Genomic DNA, 19,499 nt, shown 5'->3' with positions numbered 1-19,499 from the left:
GTGGATAACGGATGTTCTATCATCAACTTCCGGACTTCCGTGCTGGCGCTTCCGCTCGTGTGCGTTTGGAGTCGGGGCTTGATTTCCGTTTGTCTTTACCACGCCGATAAGTTGCCGTCTGTTTCTTCACACCCGACTTCACCGTTCCCGCTGCCTTTGTCTTCGATGCTCCGGCTGCCTTTGTCTTTGAGGCTCCAGTTGCCTTCCCTGTGCGCCCTGACGACCCGGATTGGCCTGGATGCGCGGTCTCGTTGCTGCAGACGACTTCAACTTTACCGCGGCTGCGTTTCTCAACCATCGGGTGTCCGCATTCCGGGCACAGCGTGCCGGTCGGTCGGTTCCACAGGACGTACTCGCACTCCGGATATCCGCTGCAGCCATAGAAGGTCCGACGCTTCCCTTTGCGTTCAACGAGCGGTTTGCCACAATCCGGGCAAACAACCCCAACGTCCTTCACAATCGGTTTTGTATTGCGGCATTCAGGAAACCCGGGGCAGGCGAGAAACTTGCCATAGCGACCGTGCTTGTAAACCATCATCCTGCCGCATTTCTCACACTCGACATCGGAAACCTCATCTTCCAGCTTCACATGTTCGAGGTTCTTCTCAGCCTCTTCAAGGTCCGTTTCGAGTTGACGGTAAAAGTCATTCAAGATACCAACCCAATCGGAACGGCCGTCTTCCACAGAATCGAGCTCATCTTCAAGGTGAGCTGTAAAGTCGGTATCAATCAATTGATGGAAATTTTGCACCAGGAGATCAACGACAATTTCTCCGAGTTCTGTGGGTATGAACCGCTTTTGGTCGAGAACCACATATCCTCGTTTGAGAATCGTCTCAATCGTGGGTGCATACGTACTCGGTCTGCCGATACCCCGTTCCTCCATCTCTTTTACCAAAGAAGATTCGGAATACCTCGGCGGTGGCTGTGTAAAATGTTGTTCGGGGACTAAAGCCGGACTCGGCAAGTGTTGCCCTTCTTCAAGCGGAGGCAGAAGTCGTGCGTCATCATCTTCCGTCGTCCCATCGTCTTGCCCTTCAATGTACAACTTCATGAAACCGGCGAATTTCAGAATCGAACCCGTGGCCCGAAACCAAGCATCATTCGCTGTAATATCAACCGTGGTCGTATCTAGGATGGCAGAACTCATCTGACTCGCCACGAAGCGGTCCCAGATCAGCTTGTAAAGTCGATACTGATCTTTGGATAGATGTTCTTTGACCGACTCAGGGTCGCGAAGAACAGACGTGGGCCGAATGCACTCATGAGCATCCTGCGCATTCTTATTGCGCGTTTGATACTGGCGCGGGGTGGACGGCGCGTACGACGATCCAAAATGGTCGACGATGAACCCTCGAGCTTCGTCTTGTGCGACTTCCGAAACACGCACCGAATCTGTACGCATGTACGTGATGAGACCAACGCTGCCTTCTTTCGGCAACTCCAGCCCTTCATAGAGTTGCTGTGCGACGGCCATCGTTCGATAGGCTCGAAACCCCAGTTTACGAGCTGCTTCCTGTTGGAGGCTGCTTGTAATGAACGGCGGACTCGGATTTCGTCGACGCTCGCTTTTCTTGACATGCTTCACGTTAAACGGCCTGCCGTCTACATGTGTCAACAGCTCGTCTACACCTTCACGGTTCGGGAGCGCCGTCTTTTCACCGTGATAGCCTGTGAATCGTGCCTTGAATTTGCCATCCTCCGTATTGAACGCTGCATCTACCGTCCAGTACTCTTCTGGTTGAAAAGCACGGATTTCGCGTTCCCGCTCAACCACCATCCGTACGGCCACAGACTGCACGCGTCCGGCAGACAGCCCCTTTTTTACCTTACGCCACAACAAGGGACTTAGTCGGTAGCCGACCAGACGATCGAGAATACGCCTGGTTTGTTGTGCTTGGATCAGATTCATATCCATCGTTCGCGGTTTGTGAAATGCCTCTTGAACCGCGTTTTTTGTAATCTCATGAAAGACAACGCGGCAGGGTTCGCTCGTGTCTACATTTAAAAGTGTCGCAAGATGCCAGGCAATGGCCTCACCTTCACGGTCAGGGTCAGCGGCCAGAAACACTTTTTTGGCCTTTTTGCCTGCTTCCCGGAGGTCTTTGATGACATCACCTTTACCACGTATGGTAATGTACTGCGGCTCAAAGTCGTGTTCGACGTCCACACCCAACTTGCTTTTGGGCAGGTCACGAACGTGACCCATGGAGGCCTTCACGGCATAACGCTTCCCGAGATACTTCCCGATTGTCTTGGCCTTTGCCGGAGACTCCACGATGACCAAATAGTCTGCCAATGTATATCCTCCTTGACGGGATCCCTTGCTGCCCGTTTCGAACGAGTTGAGTGCCTAAACCACCCATGATTCAGCATCCAAAGGCGAGATGATACCCCGAGTCTCGACGTTGATAAACAGAATTGCGAAAACGCATCAGCGGCATATTGACCCCATCTTAACACCGGTCAGAATTTGGATGCAAATACTACCGGTTCCGCTGATATACACCACCGGGCTTGCGTTGAACGAATCCGTCAAGTTCCAATTCCAAAAGACCTGCGTAAACATGGCTCACCGGCACAAGAAGTTTCTCACTGAGAGCGCTTGCTCCAAGGGGCTCTTGCAGCATCTCATAGAGTCTCCGCCACCGTTCCGGCGGAGTTTGCTCAAATCCTGCTGCGACGAGAGTTTGCCCTTGCTCCAGAAGAAACTCCTCTGGGTTCAGAAGCACTCCGGCACCGTCTGCCAACAGACGGTTCGAGCCGCGAAAGTGCACGCTGGTTATCGGACCGGGTACCGCATATACATCACGACCTAAGTCGAGCGCCATGCCTGCAGTTAAGAGCGCCCCGCTCTTTTCGCCGGCCTGAACAACAATCAGTGTAGGACTGAGCGCTGCAATCAACCGATTCCGCTCCGGAAATCGATGTTTAGCGACTGGCGTCCCCGGTGGGTATTCGCTAATGATACATCCATGCTCGAGTATCGCGTCGTAAGTACGTTTGTGGTTCACAGGATAACAGAGATCCACGCCGCAAGCCAATACTGCAGATGTCACACCTTGTACCTCAAGAGCGCTTTGATGTGCGCAAATGTCAATTCCAAGTGCGAGACCAGATACGACATGCCACCGTGACCTGGCAAGTGTACCGACAATCCATCGCGTTGCTTCGACAGCATACGCCGAGGCGCGCCGTGTGCCTACCACACTTACAATATCGTCACGCTGAAACAGCATCCCTATATCCCTACTGTGCCCGCGCACAAAGATGACAGCAGGAGCGTTCTCAAGGTCGTAAAGCCGACTCGGATAATTTTTATCTCCCTTGACGACACAGCCAATCCTTCGCTCAAGTAACCTCGTTTCCACACCCGATGCATCTCGTGTTGAATCTATCCAAGCCGTCAATCGTCTGACTGTGCCGGGTGAGATGCGGGCGGCGGCGAGCCAATCCTCTTGCCCGCCATCCCAAACGTTCCTTGCACTGCCACAGCCTGCAATCAATTTGCGGAGGGTTGCCGGTTCCAGTCCCGGACAACTCGCGAGAGCGATGGTGTAGTCTCTTTCCGATACCATATCCACGTTCGGCTCCTTCGTGAGAGACTTGAACACATTCAGTGTGTCGTCAAGTCTCCAAACCTGCAATAAAGCTTCGAAGGATTCAGACACGAACAGTATGACATCCCTGAAACAACAACCCTCGTTGCCACATGCACCTTCGTAACCTGTACGCAAAAAAGGCCTGACATCCTCGAGAGGAGTGTCAGACCCAAGTTGTAATTCTGTGCATGCCATTTCGCACAATCAAGGTGCTTCCGGCATCGTCAAGCGAACAATCCTTTACATCAACGGACTTTGCACTTCTCAAGCAGTCCGCGATCGGCAAGCAGTGCTTCCATGGTCGAACCCATATCGGACGGGGTGGGAGCAACGCGGATTCCACACTCGGTCATGGTCTTGATCTTTGATTCTGCGGTCCCGCTACCACCGGACACAATCGCACCAGCGTGACCCATGCGGCGTCCCGGAGGGGCTGTTGCGCCTGCGACGAAGCCGACAACAGGCTTTGTCATGTTATCGCGGATCCACTCTGCAGCCTGTTCCTCTGCTGTACCACCGATCTCACCAATCATGATGACTGCTTCGGTGTCCGGGTCTTCGTTGAACATCTTCAGCACGTCAATAAAGTTGGTGCCGTTGACGGGGTCGCCGCCAATACCGACTGCAGTTGACTGTCCGATATCGCGCACAGTCAGCTGGTAAACTGCCTCATAGGTCAGCGTTCCACTGCGAGACACAACGCCAACGCGGCCTGGGGTATGAATGTAGCCCGGCATAATACCGATTTTGCACTCACCAGGAGTGATAACCCCTGGACAGTTTGGTCCAATTAGACGGGTCTTCTTTCCTTCCATATAACGACGGACCTTGACCATGTCAAGAATCGGAATGCCTTCTGTGATACAGATGGCGAGGTCAAGCTCAGCGTCGACAGCTTCCATGATGGCATCCGCTGCAAACGCAGGTGGTACGTAGATGACCGACGCATTTGCACCCGTTTCCTTCACGGCCTCTGCAACCGTGTTAAATACAGGCAATCCTTCAACTGTGGTGCCGCCTTTGCCCGGCGTTGTTCCGCCAACCATGTTGGTTCCGTATTCAATCGCTTGCTTTGTATGAAATAACCCCTGCGATCCGGTGATACCCTGTGTGATGACCTTCGTGTCTTTGTTAATCAGGATACTCATCTGCGAACCCCTCCTCAAACGAGCCCAACAATGCGTTGTGCTGCGTCTGCAAGCGAGTCAGCCGCCACAATGTTCAGGCCAGATTTGTTAAGAATGTCTTTGCCAAGGTCCACGTTTGTTCCCTCGAGTCGAACGACAAGCGGTTTGTCTAAACTGATTTGTTTGGAAGCGGCAACGACTGCGTTTGCAATCACATCGCACTTCATAATACCGCCGAAGATATTGACGAGGATGCCCTTCACTTTTTCATCTGAAAGAATGATTTTGAAGGCTTCCGTTACACGTTCCTCGGTTGCGCCGCCGCCGACATCCAAGAAGTTCGCCGGCTCACCGCCGTAGTACTTGATGGTGTCCATCGTCGCCATCGCCAGACCTGCGCCATTGACCATGCAGCCAATATTGCCGTCAAGCGCTACATAGTTCAATTCAAACTTTTTCGCTTCCGTTTCTTTTGGGTCTTCCTCATCAAAGTCACGGAGTTCTTCAATGTCCGGATGACGGTAGAGTGCGTTGTCATCAAAGTTCAGCTTCGCATCAAGTGCCATCACGTCTCCGTCACCCGTGACGACGAGCGGATTAATCTCTGCGACAGAGCAATCCTTGTCCACGAAGCAGGTATATAGACCGGTCATGAACTTGACCGCTTTATTGACCAACTTAGAAGGAATACCAATCGAAAAAGCGAGCTTTCTGGACTGGAACGGCAATAACCCGACAGCTGGATCAATCGTCTCACGGAAGATCTTTTCTGGTGTTTTGGCAGCGACTTCTTCGATCTCCATGCCGCCTTCAGCTGACGCCATCATGACAACCCTGTTCTGAGCCCGATCGAGAACAAGACCTATGTAGTACTCCTTTTGGATGTCTGTCAACTGCTCAACAAGCAACCGCTTGACGACTTTGCCTTGTGGTCCCGTCTGATGCGTGACGAGCGTTTTACCAAGAATCTCCTTGGCGTTCGCCTCCACGTCAGCGAGGGTTTTGGAGACTTTCACGCCTCCGGCTTTACCGCGTCCCCCTGCGTGAATTTGAGCCTTGACCACGCCGCTTCCGCCCAACTCCTTCGCAACGTTTACAGCTTCCTCGACTGTAAAAGCCACTTTTCCGGACGGCACAGCAACTCCATACTTGGCGAGTACAGCCTTCGCCTGATATTCATGGATGTTCATGCTGTCAATTCCTCCTTCTCCGGGTGATAGCAAACACAAAAACACCACATCGGTCGTCTTCATATCAATACGAAGGCGATCTGGTTTCTTATCCCTTTCTTAAGATAGACCACCACGGGTGCATTTACAAGCATTCGAGGAATTGCAGGAATATTAACGCACTTTTATATAGCAGAACACACTTTTATATAGCAGAACAGATGAAGACTTCCATGCATTACTGTTTATGCCCAGACGAGGAGACGCCACTGTTTATGCCCAGACGAGTCCCGCCACCAAGCTGACGGCCATACACGCAAGGTAGATAAACAGAAAACGGGTTGACCATTTTCGCTCTAGGAGGACCTGTAAAATCAGTGCGGCAGCCGCGCCAACTGAGCTGAAAAACCATGCCCAGATGATGCTTTCAAATTGAACACTAGAGGGGATACAACTCAGTATTGCACTGCCAACTGCGAAAATGACTAGAAGATATGACAGCTGGAGCAGGACATACCGTGCCCAACTGGACCTTCCCCGCATCGTTCGAATCTTCTTTCGCGCCTTCCAAGCACGCATATTGACTACCCGGGCCCGGCCCTCCGACCGCGGTTGCCGATTCTGTCCTTTTCGACTCTGCTGACTCCCCATATCCGCCCCACGCCTCCTTTATCCACATGGTAGCTTGTTTGCCACTTGTCTGCAATCGGTTATATCTGTATTCCGCACCTTATCGAAAGACTGACACACCTCTGGTATATAAGAATGTATGCCGCGTTGTTTTGAACTTGCAAAAGAAGGTGACAAGATGATTGGTGTTGCGTTCGGGGTGGTCTTGGAAGGGATCTCCGCTACGGTTGTCCGTGTAGAGGCAGATGTCAGTCAGGGATTACCGCAGTTTTCGATTGTCGGGCTCCCGGATTCCGCTGTCAGTGAGTCCCGCCTGCGTATCAGAGCCGCAATGAAAAACTCTGGTCTTCCGTTTCCAAACAGTCGGATCACCGTGAATTTGTCACCTGCAAGTTTGCGTAAGCGTGGAGCCGGTCTCGATTTAGCCATCACAATGGCCATTCTGAACGCTGTTGGCGCCCTGTCTGGTGAACGCCTAAACCACTGCGGTTTTTCAGCAGAACTAGGATTGTCGGGGCGGCTCGTACCAGTTCCCGGCATCATGAACTTGGCTTTGTCGTTGCACGGTAGTGGCTTTACACAGTTTTTTATCTCACAAGAACAATGGGGTGCTTGCCTGCCGATTCCGAATTTTACCTGGATCGGACTCAACAACCTTTCCGAGGTGGTCACCTGGCTCCGGACAAAACCTGCGACCGATTGCCCAATTCAGCCTAGTTGGACTTTGGATCCCTCACTTGACGCTGCCATCAGCGGCGCAAGCAGTCCTGTTGGAGACATGAAAGACGTGCATGGACTTGAAGCAGCCAAACGCGGCTTGATGATTGCAGCCTGCGGTCGACATCACACGCTCTTGATTGGCCCGCCCGGGTGCGGCAAAACGATGCTTGCCGAACGCTTCTCCACCATTCTTCCCCCACTTTCAAACGCGGAGGCTCTCGAGGTGTACGCGTTACATCAAGCTTGTGGGGACATGACCGAACTGACCGCTTACCCGCCGCTTCGTGCACCCCATCATTCGCTGACGGTCGCAGGATTAATTGGCGGCGGATCGCCTCCAATGCCAGGCGAAGCCACACTGGCTCATCGCGGGGTTCTCATCCTTGATGAACTGTTGGAGTTTCAGCGCCAGACCCTCGACAGCTTACGTGAGCCTCTCACAACCAGGCAAATTCGAATCACAAGGGGTAACCATACGAGTCTGTTCCCTGCCGCGTTCATCCTGTTAGGCACCCTCAACCCTTGCCTTTGCGGTCAACTGGGTTCTGGCACCTGCACTTGCCTGCCTTCCGAGGTTCGGCGCTATTGGTCCCGTGTCTCTGGTCCCTTTTTTGACCGTATGGAGCTCGTCATTACGATGCAACCGACGGCCGAGTCTTCGAACAGCCCCTCTCGTGTCAAAGGCTCCAACCATCAATCGTCCGCAGACATGCGCCGTATCGTGACGGAAGGCCGAGCAGCCTTGCTCGCGCGGCTAACTCGTCTCTCCTCACCTCTGTCAGACATGGAACCGAAAGCAACCAACCTGCTCGAAACGAGTGAGCAGAAGCTTCGGTTGTCCAAACGCGCGGCGGACGCGGTCGTGCGTGTTGCGCGCACCATCAGCGTACTCGATGGCCGCGATTCAGTTACATCCAGCCATCTCGCTGAAGCCTTGGCCCTTAGGGTGCAGCGACCTTGGGAAGCAGCGGGTCAAGAGTAGAGTAAGTCGAGGATGAGTGCATTCCGAACGTGCGTTAGTTCTTGTACCGTCCAATGTTCAATATGTAGGGCAACCACGTCGAGTCTCAGGGGGAGCTGTGAGAGCGATTGAAACGCAGCGAGGAAAAACGGAATCACGCGGTATAACTGGCGAAGTTTCTTCCTGTCCACCGCCTCGACGGCTCTGCCTGTCTCTATGCCGCGTCTCGTACGAACCTCAACAATCACGAGGCATTCATGCTCTATCGCCACAAGATCCAGTTCCCCGGCTGCACAACGCCAATTTCGGCTGACGATGTTCCAACCGAGGCATGAACCGAGATACCTTTCGACAAACTCCTCGCCCGCCCGTCCGAGGAGCTGCCTGTCATTCATGGCCAAATAAATCCAGCCTTGCTTGGCTTGCTCGTTGCACAGGTTTGTACGACTGGCGATGAATCGCTGAAGGTCCGATTTCGGACAGTGCCGCGAGGTGAGATGCCGTAGGATACCCTGCATTTTGGTCAAATCTGTATTCGGGATACTCGATATGTAATTTTGCCATAATACGGTCTCGCTCAACCTTGGCGATAATCGATGCGGCAGCAATCGACAGACACTTCGCATCACCGTCGATGACCGGAATACTTGGTAACGTCTCGGCTGGAAACAACGGTGGATAAGGCCCGTCAATCAGTGCTACGTCAGGGATGACCTCCAGCTGATACAACGCTCTGGCCATCGCTAACCGTGAAGCATGAAGGATGTTCAGATCATCAATTTCTAATGGATCTGCCATTCCGACACCTACGGCCAGAGCATGTTCACGAATACGGCTGTACAGCGACTCTCGTTGTTTCTTCGACAGTGCCTTCGAGTCTGTTACACCCGCCCAGTCCTCGGGACGTCCTCCAATGATGACTGCCGCAGCCACCACAGGGCCGGCAAGCGCCCCTCGCCCGGCTTCGTCCACGCCCGCGTATTCCCCTTTGCATGGATGCACCATCTGCTGCTCAAAATCCCACAGGCTTACAGCACATGCGGTTGTATCTACAAGTGGCACGAAAGTTCCCCTCTCCCTTTCCGTTCAAGAAACCGGCTTATCCTCACACCAGTGTACTTGCCAATGTAAACTTTGACCACTGCCTTCGGAGAGAGGAAACAACGATTGAAAACCTGTAAGTACTCTCTTGAGGTACTGGCATTATCGCGACAGGTGTTCCTCTGGGGGCGCCTCAAAGCTCAAGCGGCCGAGTTTACCCGTCTGCGTTTCACGGATAATGAGTTCCGCCCCGCGTTCCAGGTCAAAAACGCCTCCGCTTCGCCGCAAGCCCCTTTGACTACAGATGGCTTCGAGAATCCGCTCAGCATGCGCCCATGCGTTCTCAATCCCATCCCAGTCAAACGGATCGACATCTACCCCGTAGCGCTCCTTCACAGAGTCTTTGTAATGGCGGGATAACCAAGACAACAGATACGCTGCAAGCGCCTGCATATCGAGAATCTCCGGCTTAATGGCCCCCGTCACCGCCAAGATAAAGCCTGTGCGTTCATCTTCAATCTTGGGCCACAAGACTCCAGGCGTATCCAGCAGATCGACACCGCCAAGTCGAATCCACTGCTGGTTCTTCGTGATTCCCGGGCGATCTCCAATTTTGGTTGCTGCACGGCCTGCGAGACGATTAATCACGGATGATTTCCCCACATTCGGAATACCAACAACCATCGTGCGAATCGAGCCTGGCTTTAATCCCCTCCCTGCTTCGCGTGCTCGTTTTTCAGCAGCGGCCCTCTCCAGTGCAGGTACGATGTCACGAATTCCATTGCCGGTCCGTGCGTTCACAACAACCACACTTTGCTTACGGTTCCGAAAGTAGTCGAGCCACTGCGCCGTCATCACGGGATCAGCCAGGTCGTCTCTGCTCAATACCATGACTTTCGACTTGTTGGCTATCAGTTCTTCGAGCATAGGATTCGAACTGGCAAGCGGTAGTCTAGCGTCAACAATCTCAAGTACCACATCTACCGCCCGTAAAGCTGTTGACATCTCTCGACGTGCCTTTGCCATGTGTCCAGGAAACCAATGAATGGGTTGCACGAGTGAAGTTCTCCTTCGCGTGAAGTTCTCCTTATTCTCCTTACTGAAACAAAAATGCGGTCAATATGAAAATCGGACGCAGGAACAATTCCTGCGTCCGCGTTTCGTCGTTTCCTAACGAATCTCTTTGATACGTGCTGCCTTGCCAGATAGACCACGCAGGTAGTACAGCTTTGCGCGGCGAACTTTACCTCTGCGCATCCGCTCAATCTTGTCGACCTTAGGCGAATGAACCGGAAAAGTACGTTCAACACCTACACCATAAGAAATCTTACGAACAGTGTAGGTTTCACTGATGCCAGTGCCTCGACGGCGAATTACAACGCCTTCGAAAACCTGAATGCGTTCACGTTGACCTTCACGAACTTTCACGTGAACGCGAACCGTATCACCAGGACGAAATGTTGGTAGATCTTGACGCAGCTGTTCTTGTGTCACAGCGCGAACGAGTTGGTTCATAGATACGGCCTCCTTCCCACGGGTGTTCGTGCCGAATCCATCGACAGAGGACCACCGTAATCATACCGACTTATATTATCACAGGCTTTCATAAATGCGCAAGCAAATTCGTGGACAGCGCAGAATCAAGACCCTGTTTGACGATGAATATGCACTGTGGCACTCATTCCCGGCGCCAGATTCACACCGCTGTATCCTTGCAGCGAAATCTGAACTGGTACTGTTTGAGTCACCTTGGTGTAGGTGCCGGTCGTTTCGTCGCTCGGCGGGATCAGCGAAAACATGGAATTCGTGGCCAAGCCAATGGATTGCACGGTACCTTTGAAACTTTGGTTCGGGAAAGCGTCGATGGATATGTCGACAGTGTCTCCCACCGCCACGTGGCGCAGATCTGTCTCTTTGATGTTCGCGAGAATGTACAGTTGATTGAGATTCACCACATAGGCAATCGGCGTCCCAGGTGCTTCCATTTGTCCGACAGAAGCAGTCGGATTCAGAATGGTTCCGTCAATCGGGCTTGTGATCTGTGCTGAATTCTTAACAGCAGTCATGACAGACGAGGATTTTGCCGCAGTTCCAAGCTGAGCTGCCTCTGTACTCGTATCTTGCTGGCCAAGCACCTCACCCGCTGTCACAGTTGCTCCGTTTTGTACGTTCCACGCTGTCAGCGTCCCAGGGATTTGTACGTTGATGGGGTACTCCGTACCTTCAACAAAGGCGTTGTCTGTGGAGACGTAGTTGGCACTTTGGTAGTACCAGTTCCAGCCACCATAAACGACACCCAAGAGCACAATCAGCCCAATGACGTTCAACAGCACAATGCGGCGGATGTTCATCCATGGTCCCCCGTTCGTTCAGCAAAATATTTTAGCCGAGAGATATTTTAATATGTATAGATTACTTTGTCTACAGCCCCACCGGATATGTTCTCCACAATTTTGTGTTATAAACAAAAATCCAGCCCCCAAGGAGGGGGCTGTGTTCCTACGATGTGATACCTTCCATGCCTGTTTCGATGTCGTTCACTGGTTCTACTTCTGCACTCTCTGCTGCGTACTCCTCTAGGGGAGTTTCAAGACGATCCAGCGACTGAAGAATCTCCAGGTCTCTCACAAAGTTCGGCAATTCAGGTTCCTTCGTCATTGACCGACACCCCCGACGTAGAGTATTTCGCCGGGTTCCAACAGATGCTCACTTTCGTGACGTTGGCAGAAAGGGCACCAAACAGTTCAATTCGGTTGTACCTTTCCGCACATACCTACGCGCTTACGGAGTTAGCTGACGGGTTCGGATGTAGGCACCCCTACGCCTCTAACGGCGATTCACCCCAATTACTTGGGTCCTCCGCTTCCATTGGAACTCAGCGATAGTTTACGTAATCTGATTATATTCCAACCGCAGCCCCGGTGCAAACAGACACTTGGTCTATTTTCCCAGACAATCTCTGCCTGTCTGCAAATACGTCATTTTGTAGAGTTCTCTAACTGTTTGACCAAAGCAGTTGGAATGGAAACCTTCGCTATTGGTGAATTGATGTCATACACCAGTGTGGATGTACTGACCTGCATGGAACCAATATCTGGAACACCACCAACAGACTGTGTATCGACGCGCCGCAGGATGTGATCCGTTTGGCCGACATACCATGTCACCGCGACTTGTCCTGTGGGCCGGCTAGACCCTGCACCGCCGAAGGCCGGAAGAGACGTGAACATCGCGGCCGGAAGCACAGATGTGTAGACATTGCAGTACTCATCAAACACGTACGTTCGTTTTTGCTGGTATAGAGGGATGTTCTCTGCACTTGCCTGACTGATGATCTTTTCATACGACGGGAACACGTTCACGTTGGCAATCGGCGTCGTGGAAGTCCAGCGACCGTTGTCCTCGTAATACGCAACCTGGCCCTGTTGATAATAATATGTGCTGGTATTGCCCTCTTGCAGGGCAAGCGACACCCTGTCAGGGGGATTCAGGCTTCCATAGAGGGAAAAGCCGCTATGGAGAGAGCCTTGAACCATTGTGGACGACATTTGTTCCTTGTAGTACTGAGCTTGTGCTCCAGCTTGTGCACTCGCTTGAAGCGTCAACCATCCCGCGGGAGACACGAGTGTACCCGTTTTTTGCGGGTTGACAAACACAGGACCGGTTGCACCTGCCGTGTTCATCGGTTGGACTGCAGGCCCGCAAGCTGTCAGCAGTAATGCTGCGGACACGGTGAAAACCGGCACGACAAAACGCATTTGCCTTCCCATCATCGAGCCTCCTCTCCTTTCCATGTGAAGCGCCGTACATAGCCGAGGACGATGATGATGCCGAGAATCGCTGAAGTTGCAGGCAATATCGGCAGGAATTGACGTTTCAGCACAAGCACGTGGCCAGTGCCATAAATGGCGGCAACAATGTACTGGGTTCCATTCTTCTCAAACTGTACCGGGTTTACGTTTACCACGTTCGTTTCGTAGACACGCCAGTTTCGAACCAACTGTCCATCCCGATAGGTGTAACTGGTAAAGTAGCGCGTTGGAGAATTCCGAATCAAGCTCGGGTCATCCGTAATAATTTCCGGACTCCCTGACGCGGTATCCCTCACAGATGCTTCAAATCGCAAAGATGGATTGGGGGCCGTATAAAGAACCTTCCAATTCCCAGTTGCGGCAGGCTCAAGAATCTCCGCCGGGGAGCTGTTAACGAAGATCACATCGCGCTTGGACGCAGTAAGCGGCCCCGTGACAACATCATTGGACAGCGGATGCCACACATTACCTTGATATGTCGAGACGACCTTGTCCGTATCAAGCGATACGACCGAAAGGAAATTCGGACCTTCAATCAGAACCTCATGCTGACCGGATCCGGTGAATGAGCCCACCCCGACGACCCGGTTTCCTGTCACAGCGATATCGACATTCTGACCGTTCCATGTTCCTCTCAGGTAGCCATTTTGAACGGTTAATCCCTGTTGCTCGGCCATACCACCGTAGGGTTGCAGCATCTGTTGCCAGTTGGATGTTTCTGCAGCTGCTGTCTGTTGACCCATCGTAATCAGGTTGGAGACCAAATTCCCAGGGGTGACACCCGCTTCTGACATCACACGGGGAGACGCTGCCGGCGCCATGTACTGAATCACCTTGTTGCCTTCAACCGCCCAGTACGCCCGGATTGTTGGGAAAAACGTGGTTACCAAGGACAGCGGATCGACCGAGCGGGCACTTTGAGGTGTTACATCCTTCAAGTGAAACCCTTTGCCGGCTTGTGTCAGACTGACGAGCGCGTAACGATGATTGTAGTTCCGTAATAGATTTTCAAGCGCATTTGGCGAGTTGTCTGCAGCCAACGCTGCTTTGTTCAGGTTCTTCGACGACTCCTGAACGTTGGTGAGCGAGACTACTTCCTGCCCTGATGGCGTGTTGACGACTTCGAGCGGGACAGTTGGGAAATCTCCAGGCACCAAGTTCAGATTGGCGTGGTAGGCGACCTCAAAATGCGTCAGGAAGGGCCATAGAGTCATTGGTAACCACAGGTTTGCAATGATAAGCGCAAGCGCACCTGTCAGGAGTCGGGTAATCCGAACGCGTGCCATCAGCCAAGCGATGAACGTTAGTCCAATAACCATAACCACAAGAAGCACAATCGATCCTAGCGATGGATTGTACAGGATGTTACTGACTCCATTTCCAAGGAGCAGACTGAACAGCGTAAAACCAAGCCACCGCCGGCGATAAGCCTTTGGGATACTGAACAGCCATAACAACACAAGTACAACCAAACCAACCATACCAATGGCTGCGTAATCGAGCAGCAACGGGCGCACAATCCAAACATCACATGCATTTACAAATAGAGCCCACAGCAGATAGCCAAGCCACGTCAACCCACGTTTCCATCTCATGAAACAGCACCCCCTGACTCTGCTTCTGCCCCACTGAAGGACTCTGGCAAACCTCGACCCCAAACCAATAGCAGTGTGGCTATTAAGAAGTAGGTTATTGCCATGGGGGCAAATTCAAAGACGTTTTCCATGGCGTTATGTATTAGAACAGCAAGCAACCCCGTAGCTGCACCAATCACCAAAAATCTCACTCGCCCCTTTGCTTTTCGAACGGTCTTGCGGAAAATCTCAGCGAATAGTGCCAAGTGCATAATGAGAAACAGCGTAAGCCCAATCAATCCTGTTTCTCCGAGCGTTTTCGCATAATAGTTGTCAGAATACAGACCTCCACTGTACTGGGAAGCCACCGCACCGCCGAACTTCCCAAGGCCAACTCCGAACAATGGATTGTTACTCATCTTGTCGTAGGCCATAATCCAGCGGTAAACCCGCCCAGACTGTGAGGATTTGATCCAATAAACCGGTGAAAAGAGGTCTGCAATGCGATGATGAATGGCCGGCAAAAAGAATGCAGCGATACCAAGCACCACAAGAACAATGAGCAGACGCCGTTCGAATAGAGTGGCCATGATTAAAACAGCGATGGCGAGCGCAAACCACGCCCCACGTGTAAAGGTGAGGAACAACGTCATTACGGCAAAAACAATGCCAAACAGGTAGATGGCCTTACGCCAACGATCCGTTTCATATAAAAACAGGCCGAACAAAAACGGTGTCGCAAGAGCCATATAAGACCCAAGTTCGTTTGGACTTTGCATCACACTGAACACGCGGGTTCGAAGAGACTCGCCTAGATCTTGCCAACTGTGAGGGTTTGGGACCTTAATGACATACTGAAACACACCGTGCACAGCAACCAAAATCATCACCAGTGCGACGGCATGCAACAGTTTTGGTACGTCTTTTGGTCCTACTACAAACGGGATCAAAAAAGCATACAGTATGTAATACACGTCAATTCGAAATCCCTGCAGCGATGTGAGGGGGTGACTCAGTCCGGAAAACATCAGAGCCAAGGCGTAAACAATAAACCAACCTGCGTAACGTTGCCAGTGAAACGGTTGTTGACGGTACCCATCCGCCCAACGCATGACTGCAAGGACCACGAGGACAAGCATCACGACTTTGTCCCAGATGACCCCGAGTGGGTGTATGTGTTGCATACGTAAAGCGAAGTCTACAAGCGGAAAGGCAGTCAGCGCATATAACGACCAACGGCTCAGTCGAGAATCTTCAAGGCTAGGATGACTGTTTGAATTTGTCCTTACCCACCCTGAAACAGCTTGTCCAATCACAGTCCAACTCACCTCAAAGAGACACAAAATCGCACGGTGTCGAAGACCAAGCCTCGTGCGGCATGGGATCCTGGCCAAAACCCAAGCGTTTCCCATTATACCACAGCATTCTGCGCGAAAAAGCGCATCCAATCACGGATCTCCCCGGGAGATCTCCTAGGGCGAGATCTCCCTCCAATCCGGCTTGGCATACGGATCTTCTGCCACAGAAAGCCTACGACTCCGCCTGGCGTTTCGGGTACTTTATCTTCTGAGGGAGTCTCTCCCATTGGGCGAGTTGGCTTGACGGACTGTACGCCCATTCGTGAGCTCCGGTGTCTCGATATATTCCGAAATGCAGGTGCGGTGGGAACTTACCGCTTGTCCCAGGTGGTCCATATCCGCTGCTCCCCACATAACCGATAACCTCTCCCGGTTCCACGAGTTGACCTTGGCGCATTCCTTTCGCAAAACTGGACAGATGAGCGTAGTAGTAATACACGTTGTTTGCATCTCGGATGCCAATTCTCCAGCCTCCGAATCGATTCCAGCCGATGAGCTCTACATAGCCATAACTGCAAGCTAACACAGGCGTACCATAGTTAGCAAAGATGTCTACACCTTCGTGGGTCCGTCGTCCACCGTATGACCGTCCAGCACCAAAAGAGTGCTTGACACTATAGTTGTATCGTTTGGCAACTGGGAAACAGTGCTCATTGGGATTTAATCCGTATTTTGCAAATATCTTTTCAAACGAGAATACACGGTCCATCGCAATTGGGTCTTGAAACAGGTCCCAGATTGCCGTTTCTGCGTCATCTTCACCGGAAAGTTTGTCAATCCACTCCGCAAGTACGGGAATGCGATCAGCGGGATCCCATTGAACTGCAAGCCCATCACCATTGGCGTCCGTTCCGAGACCGTGAAATAGGCGAATCGTCAGCGGATTCACGTCATCGGGATCGGGATTATCCAAACCAGCCCAAGCCGCCGGTTCGAAGGAAAAGCCATACCAAGGGTGGGTCTTTTGATTCGACTTCGATTCCGTCAGTTCTGCGTATCGGTCGATTGCAGCCAGCAATGCCCAGGACAGGTCATGATCCTCAGCGGCACGCTCGTATATCGGACGCAGTGACTGTTGTTGAGAGACGGCAGCCGCCGAAGCATGTTGAAGCAAGTGACCCCTTCCCGCAAACGGCACGGAACTCGTGGGCATAAGAGACAGAACTAAAGCGGCTCCAAGCATACGTGCTGGGATGTTCTGCTTTCTGTTGGTTGTCATATGCGTACACCTCTCAGGAGAACATCGACACTCCCTGTTAAAAGTCCCCCTGATTCGCGTATCCTATGCGGACGTAAGAACCGACTGTCGAGCAAGTCGACAGTCGGTTCTTTGCTTGACCCAACGACGGGTCCCGTATGCAAAACGTTAGATGATGCGCACTGCAGATTGACGACTGTACTTCCATACCGACTGACAGCCGGTCTGAATCCAGATCTCTACCGGAAACAAATCCCCGTCGACTTCTTCGGCTACCCTCCTTGCCTCTTTAAACGTGGCAAATGGTCCCTCCCAGTAAGCCTTAACGTCATCAGCCAAATGGTAAAACATCCAGTAACGTTTTTCCTGCAAGGCATCACCAAAGCGTTTCGCAAATTTGGGTTGCCGGCAACCCTGAACGATAACGCCTTATCAATAGTGGTATGACGGTTGAGCGCGTCTCATGTCACCTGAGGCATTGAAAATGGATCCGATTACATGTTGTTATGTCCACAAGATAGGCACATGCGGTTGAAGTGTGATACGCTGAAATTCGCTTCCAGCAAATCGGGATCAACCAGGCATCCGGTATGGGGAAAGGAACGAAGCGCCGTGACAACAAAAACACAGATTGAAATCCTCGTACGCTCCACAGAGATCGACGTCAATGGTCACGTCAATAATGCAAAATATCTCGAGTACCTCGAATGGGGCCGTGAAGATTGGTATGAACAATTAGGACTTGATTATCAGACTTTAAAAGACATGGATATTGTCACCGTAGTAGCTCACATCAGTGCGGATTATAAAGCAGAAGCCATTCAAAACGATCGGTTGCGGATTATCACCTGGCTTGATTCAGTGCGCAATACAAGCATGACGATGAAGCAGACCATCAACAATCAGCACGATGTCGTGGTGTTGGAAGCGACCGTCGTCATTGTGACCGTGAGTGCCAGCAGTCACGAAAAGATCCGCGTGCCAGACCAGATCCGCAGCTTGGTCTAACCTTTCTTCAGTTTCGCTTTTCTTCAGTTTCGCTTTGCGAGCTGGTTTGGCGCAGCAGAATCCCTGGACAGATTTGTCAAACCGTCAGACCAGTGCATGCGTCCAAAATGTATCAGATTTATTCAGGAACCTCACTTTCCAGCTTGGATATGACATCCTCTGGATAGCCGAGAGCCAACAGTTGCTGTCGGTACGGCACTGGCAGAGGAGCGTGTAGCACATCTCCCATCGGTAACCTCAGCCAAGCTGCATGGAGCAAATACTTAGGCTCCTCGGCGTCTGAATTCGATCCGTAACGTGAACTTGGCTGTTGTTTCCCCATCCCGCGACCCGCATTTTCAGACATACTGCCAGCCGGCCGGCGAATGACTTTTCCGCCTTGGTATTTGCGATCACTCACTAACGGATGTCCAATGTGCTGCATATGAACCCGTATCTGGTGTGTTCGCCCGCTGATCAGTTCAAGTCGGACAATCGAGGTGCCATTTGCAGATGCCAACGGATCGTACACAGTAAAAGAAGCCTTGCCGGATTCCTTATCGACTCGCGTCAAGTTCTGTTGGGGATCCCTCGACAACCCCACATCAATCTTGCCACCGCTCTTCACATGCCCTTTCACGACGGCCAAGTACCATTTACGAATGGTGTGGTCCTTAAAGCCGTTGGCCAACTCCCTTGCCATGTCACCCGTCTTACCGAACAGGATGATCCCGCTCGTATTCCGATCCAATCGATTTGCAGGGGCAGGAGCGAATCCTGAATTGCCCAGTTCCCCTTTATCGAAAAGATACGCGAGGACACGGTTAGCAAGGGTGTCACGCTGCTCTTCTGCGGTTCCATGAGTCAGCAGCCCCATTGGTTTGTTGACTGCCAGGACGGTCTCATCCTCATAGATGACGTCAATTTCCCGAGGAACGCCGCCATATTTGCGCGTTGGCTTGCTGACAACAGCAAAATCCTCTTCAGCCATCCGGAGTTCTAAAACATCGCCCTCCGCAACCAGGGTATCTGGCTTGGCCTTTTTCCCATTCAGCCTGACTCTCCCTACGCGAAGCATTTTATGTATACCAGATAGGGGTACCCCAGGCAGAAGTTGACGAACCAATCGATGAACTTTCTTGCCTGCCTCCATAGGACCGACTGTATGTGACACCATGTGTACTTTATCTCCTTCTCAAAGTTCATTGAACTGTACTTGCAAGAAAAGCTGACAGACTGCGGAGCTTCTTTATCGCCCGCGCTCTATGCTACACGTTGAAGGGCATGTCCGCAAACAAGTCGGTTGGACCCTGGGGTTGG

At 52.0% G+C, this 19,499-nt stretch carries 19 protein-coding genes and 1 riboswitch; of the genes, 2 read left to right on the top strand and 17 right to left on the bottom strand.

Annotated elements, in window-relative coordinates; all coding sequences use genetic code 11:
* Positions 1-22: 22 nt before the first annotated feature.
* From topA to AN477_RS22230, 5 genes are all read right to left on the bottom strand, one after another.
* Positions 23-2,299: a type I DNA topoisomerase gene (topA, locus tag AN477_RS22250; RefSeq protein ID WP_083486578.1), complete on the bottom strand. Its 2,277-nt coding sequence runs from the start codon at positions 2,297-2,299 to the stop codon at positions 23-25.
* A 187-nt stretch (positions 2,300-2,486) separates the two neighbouring features.
* On the bottom strand, positions 2,487-3,671 hold the full coding sequence (dprA, locus tag AN477_RS22245; protein WP_169787942.1) for a DNA-processing protein DprA: 1,185 nt from the start codon (positions 3,669-3,671) through the stop codon (positions 2,487-2,489).
* A 176-nt stretch (positions 3,672-3,847) separates the two neighbouring features.
* The gene (gene sucD / locus AN477_RS22240; RefSeq protein ID WP_054971379.1) at positions 3,848-4,750 is read right to left on the bottom strand and encodes a succinate--CoA ligase subunit alpha; all 903 of its coding nucleotides are present in this window, start codon (positions 4,748-4,750) and stop codon (positions 3,848-3,850) included.
* A gap of 14 nt (positions 4,751-4,764) precedes the next feature.
* A complete protein-coding gene (sucC, locus tag AN477_RS22235; RefSeq protein WP_054971378.1) occupies positions 4,765-5,919 on the bottom strand; it encodes an ADP-forming succinate--CoA ligase subunit beta in 1,155 nt (384 codons plus the stop codon).
* A 252-nt stretch (positions 5,920-6,171) separates the two neighbouring features.
* Complete coding sequence (locus AN477_RS22230) at positions 6,172-6,549, bottom strand: hypothetical protein (protein ID WP_054971377.1); 378 nt, start codon at positions 6,547-6,549, stop codon at positions 6,172-6,174.
* Positions 6,550-6,706: 157 nt separating this feature from the next.
* Between AN477_RS22230 and AN477_RS22225 the strand changes: the two genes are divergently transcribed.
* Positions 6,707-8,230 (top strand): YifB family Mg chelatase-like AAA ATPase, encoded by a 1,524-nt coding sequence (locus AN477_RS22225; protein ID WP_054971376.1) that lies wholly within the window; start codon positions 6,707-6,709, stop codon positions 8,228-8,230.
* On the opposite strand, the gene AN477_RS22220 is transcribed toward AN477_RS22225, so the two are convergent.
* From AN477_RS22220 to AN477_RS22175, 11 genes are all read right to left on the bottom strand, one after another.
* Positions 8,221-8,604, bottom strand: a complete 384-nt coding sequence (locus AN477_RS22220) for a YraN family protein (protein ID WP_054971375.1) — start codon at positions 8,602-8,604, stop codon at positions 8,221-8,223. The genes AN477_RS22225 and AN477_RS22220 overlap by 10 nt on opposite strands.
* Positions 8,597-9,271: a ribonuclease HII gene (locus tag AN477_RS22215; RefSeq protein ID WP_245631934.1), complete on the bottom strand. Its 675-nt coding sequence runs from the start codon at positions 9,269-9,271 to the stop codon at positions 8,597-8,599. Before AN477_RS22215 ends, AN477_RS22220 begins: the two co-directional genes overlap by 8 nt.
* 141 nt (positions 9,272-9,412) lie before the next feature.
* Positions 9,413-10,306: a ribosome biogenesis GTPase YlqF gene (gene ylqF, locus AN477_RS22210; protein WP_054971374.1), complete on the bottom strand. Its 894-nt coding sequence runs from the start codon at positions 10,304-10,306 to the stop codon at positions 9,413-9,415.
* Positions 10,307-10,420: 114 nt separating this feature from the next.
* Positions 10,421-10,765 carry a 50S ribosomal protein L19 gene (rplS, locus tag AN477_RS22205; protein WP_054971373.1) on the bottom strand — a complete coding sequence of 115 codons (345 nt, stop codon included), beginning with the start codon at positions 10,763-10,765 and terminating at the stop codon, positions 10,421-10,423.
* Positions 10,766-10,890: 125 nt separating this feature from the next.
* Complete coding sequence (locus tag AN477_RS22200; protein ID WP_054971372.1) at positions 10,891-11,601, bottom strand: HlyD family secretion protein; 711 nt, start codon at positions 11,599-11,601, stop codon at positions 10,891-10,893.
* Between the two features lie 148 nt (positions 11,602-11,749).
* Positions 11,750-11,908 (bottom strand): hypothetical protein, encoded by a 159-nt coding sequence (locus tag AN477_RS24860; RefSeq protein ID WP_157062125.1) that lies wholly within the window; start codon positions 11,906-11,908, stop codon positions 11,750-11,752.
* A gap of 105 nt (positions 11,909-12,013) precedes the next feature.
* Positions 12,014-12,141: riboswitch (cyclic di-AMP (ydaO/yuaA leader) on the bottom strand.
* Between the two features lie 87 nt (positions 12,142-12,228).
* Positions 12,229-13,020 (bottom strand): hypothetical protein, encoded by a 792-nt coding sequence (locus tag AN477_RS22195; protein ID WP_054971371.1) that lies wholly within the window; start codon positions 13,018-13,020, stop codon positions 12,229-12,231.
* The gene (locus AN477_RS22190) at positions 13,020-14,657 is read right to left on the bottom strand and encodes a hypothetical protein (RefSeq protein WP_054971370.1); all 1,638 of its coding nucleotides are present in this window, start codon (positions 14,655-14,657) and stop codon (positions 13,020-13,022) included. The genes AN477_RS22195 and AN477_RS22190 overlap by 1 nt, the downstream gene beginning before the upstream one ends.
* The gene (locus AN477_RS22185) at positions 14,654-15,952 is read right to left on the bottom strand and encodes an O-antigen ligase family protein (RefSeq protein WP_054971369.1); all 1,299 of its coding nucleotides are present in this window, start codon (positions 15,950-15,952) and stop codon (positions 14,654-14,656) included. The genes AN477_RS22190 and AN477_RS22185 overlap by 4 nt, the downstream gene beginning before the upstream one ends.
* A 214-nt stretch (positions 15,953-16,166) precedes the next feature.
* Positions 16,167-17,213: a M23 family metallopeptidase gene (locus tag AN477_RS22180; protein ID WP_245631933.1), complete on the bottom strand. Its 1,047-nt coding sequence runs from the start codon at positions 17,211-17,213 to the stop codon at positions 16,167-16,169.
* Between the two features lie 147 nt (positions 17,214-17,360).
* On the bottom strand, positions 17,361-17,531 hold the full coding sequence (locus AN477_RS22175; protein ID WP_157062124.1) for a hypothetical protein: 171 nt from the start codon (positions 17,529-17,531) through the stop codon (positions 17,361-17,363).
* Positions 17,532-17,804: 273 nt separating this feature from the next.
* Between AN477_RS22175 and AN477_RS22170 the strand changes: the two genes are divergently transcribed.
* On the top strand, positions 17,805-18,200 hold the full coding sequence (locus tag AN477_RS22170) for an acyl-CoA thioesterase (RefSeq protein WP_054971438.1): 396 nt from the start codon (positions 17,805-17,807) through the stop codon (positions 18,198-18,200).
* Between the two features lie 118 nt (positions 18,201-18,318).
* Here AN477_RS22170 and AN477_RS22165 read toward each other — a convergent pair whose 3' ends face one another.
* Complete coding sequence (locus AN477_RS22165; RefSeq protein WP_054971367.1) at positions 18,319-19,356, bottom strand: RluA family pseudouridine synthase; 1,038 nt, start codon at positions 19,354-19,356, stop codon at positions 18,319-18,321.
* Between the last annotated feature and the right edge of the window lie 143 nt (positions 19,357-19,499).

Origin of the sequence: Paenalicyclobacillus ferrooxydans (genome assembly GCF_001399675.1) — a bacterium.
Taxonomy (GTDB): domain Bacteria; phylum Bacillota; class Bacilli; order Alicyclobacillales; family Alicyclobacillaceae; genus Alicyclobacillus_B; species Alicyclobacillus_B ferrooxydans.
The sequence above is the reverse complement of the archived record's forward strand: the minus strand, read 5'-3'. Positions and strand labels throughout refer to the sequence as shown.

What these genes read in the sequence shown, in the direction of transcription:
- AN477_RS22190 (WP_054971370.1), bottom strand. Translation starts at nt 14,657, where the DNA reads ATGAGATGGAAACGTGGGTTGACGTGGCTTGGCTATCTGCTGTGGGCT.
- AN477_RS22165 (WP_054971367.1), bottom strand. Translation starts at nt 19,356, where the DNA reads ATGGTGTCACATACAGTCGGTCCTATGGAGGCAGGCAAGAAAGTTCAT.
- sucC (WP_054971378.1), bottom strand. Translation starts at nt 5,919, where the DNA reads ATGAACATCCATGAATATCAGGCGAAGGCTGTACTCGCCAAGTATGGA.
- AN477_RS22200 (WP_054971372.1), bottom strand. Translation starts at nt 11,601, where the DNA reads ATGAACATCCGCCGCATTGTGCTGTTGAACGTCATTGGGCTGATTGTG.
- AN477_RS22180 (WP_245631933.1), bottom strand. Translation starts at nt 17,213, where the DNA reads ATGACAACCAACAGAAAGCAGAACATCCCAGCACGTATGCTTGGAGCC.
- rplS (WP_054971373.1), bottom strand. Translation starts at nt 10,765, where the DNA reads ATGAACCAACTCGTTCGCGCTGTGACACAAGAACAGCTGCGTCAAGAT.
- AN477_RS22220 (WP_054971375.1), bottom strand. Translation starts at nt 8,604, where the DNA reads ATGAATGACAGGCAGCTCCTCGGACGGGCGGGCGAGGAGTTTGTCGAA.
- AN477_RS24860 (WP_157062125.1), bottom strand. Translation starts at nt 11,908, where the DNA reads ATGACGAAGGAACCTGAATTGCCGAACTTTGTGAGAGACCTGGAGATT.
- AN477_RS22230 (WP_054971377.1), bottom strand. Translation starts at nt 6,549, where the DNA reads ATGGGGAGTCAGCAGAGTCGAAAAGGACAGAATCGGCAACCGCGGTCG.
- AN477_RS22195 (WP_054971371.1), bottom strand. Translation starts at nt 13,020, where the DNA reads ATGGGAAGGCAAATGCGTTTTGTCGTGCCGGTTTTCACCGTGTCCGCA.
- AN477_RS22225 (WP_054971376.1), top strand. Translation starts at nt 6,707, where the DNA reads ATGATTGGTGTTGCGTTCGGGGTGGTCTTGGAAGGGATCTCCGCTACG.
- sucD (WP_054971379.1), bottom strand. Translation starts at nt 4,750, where the DNA reads ATGAGTATCCTGATTAACAAAGACACGAAGGTCATCACACAGGGTATC.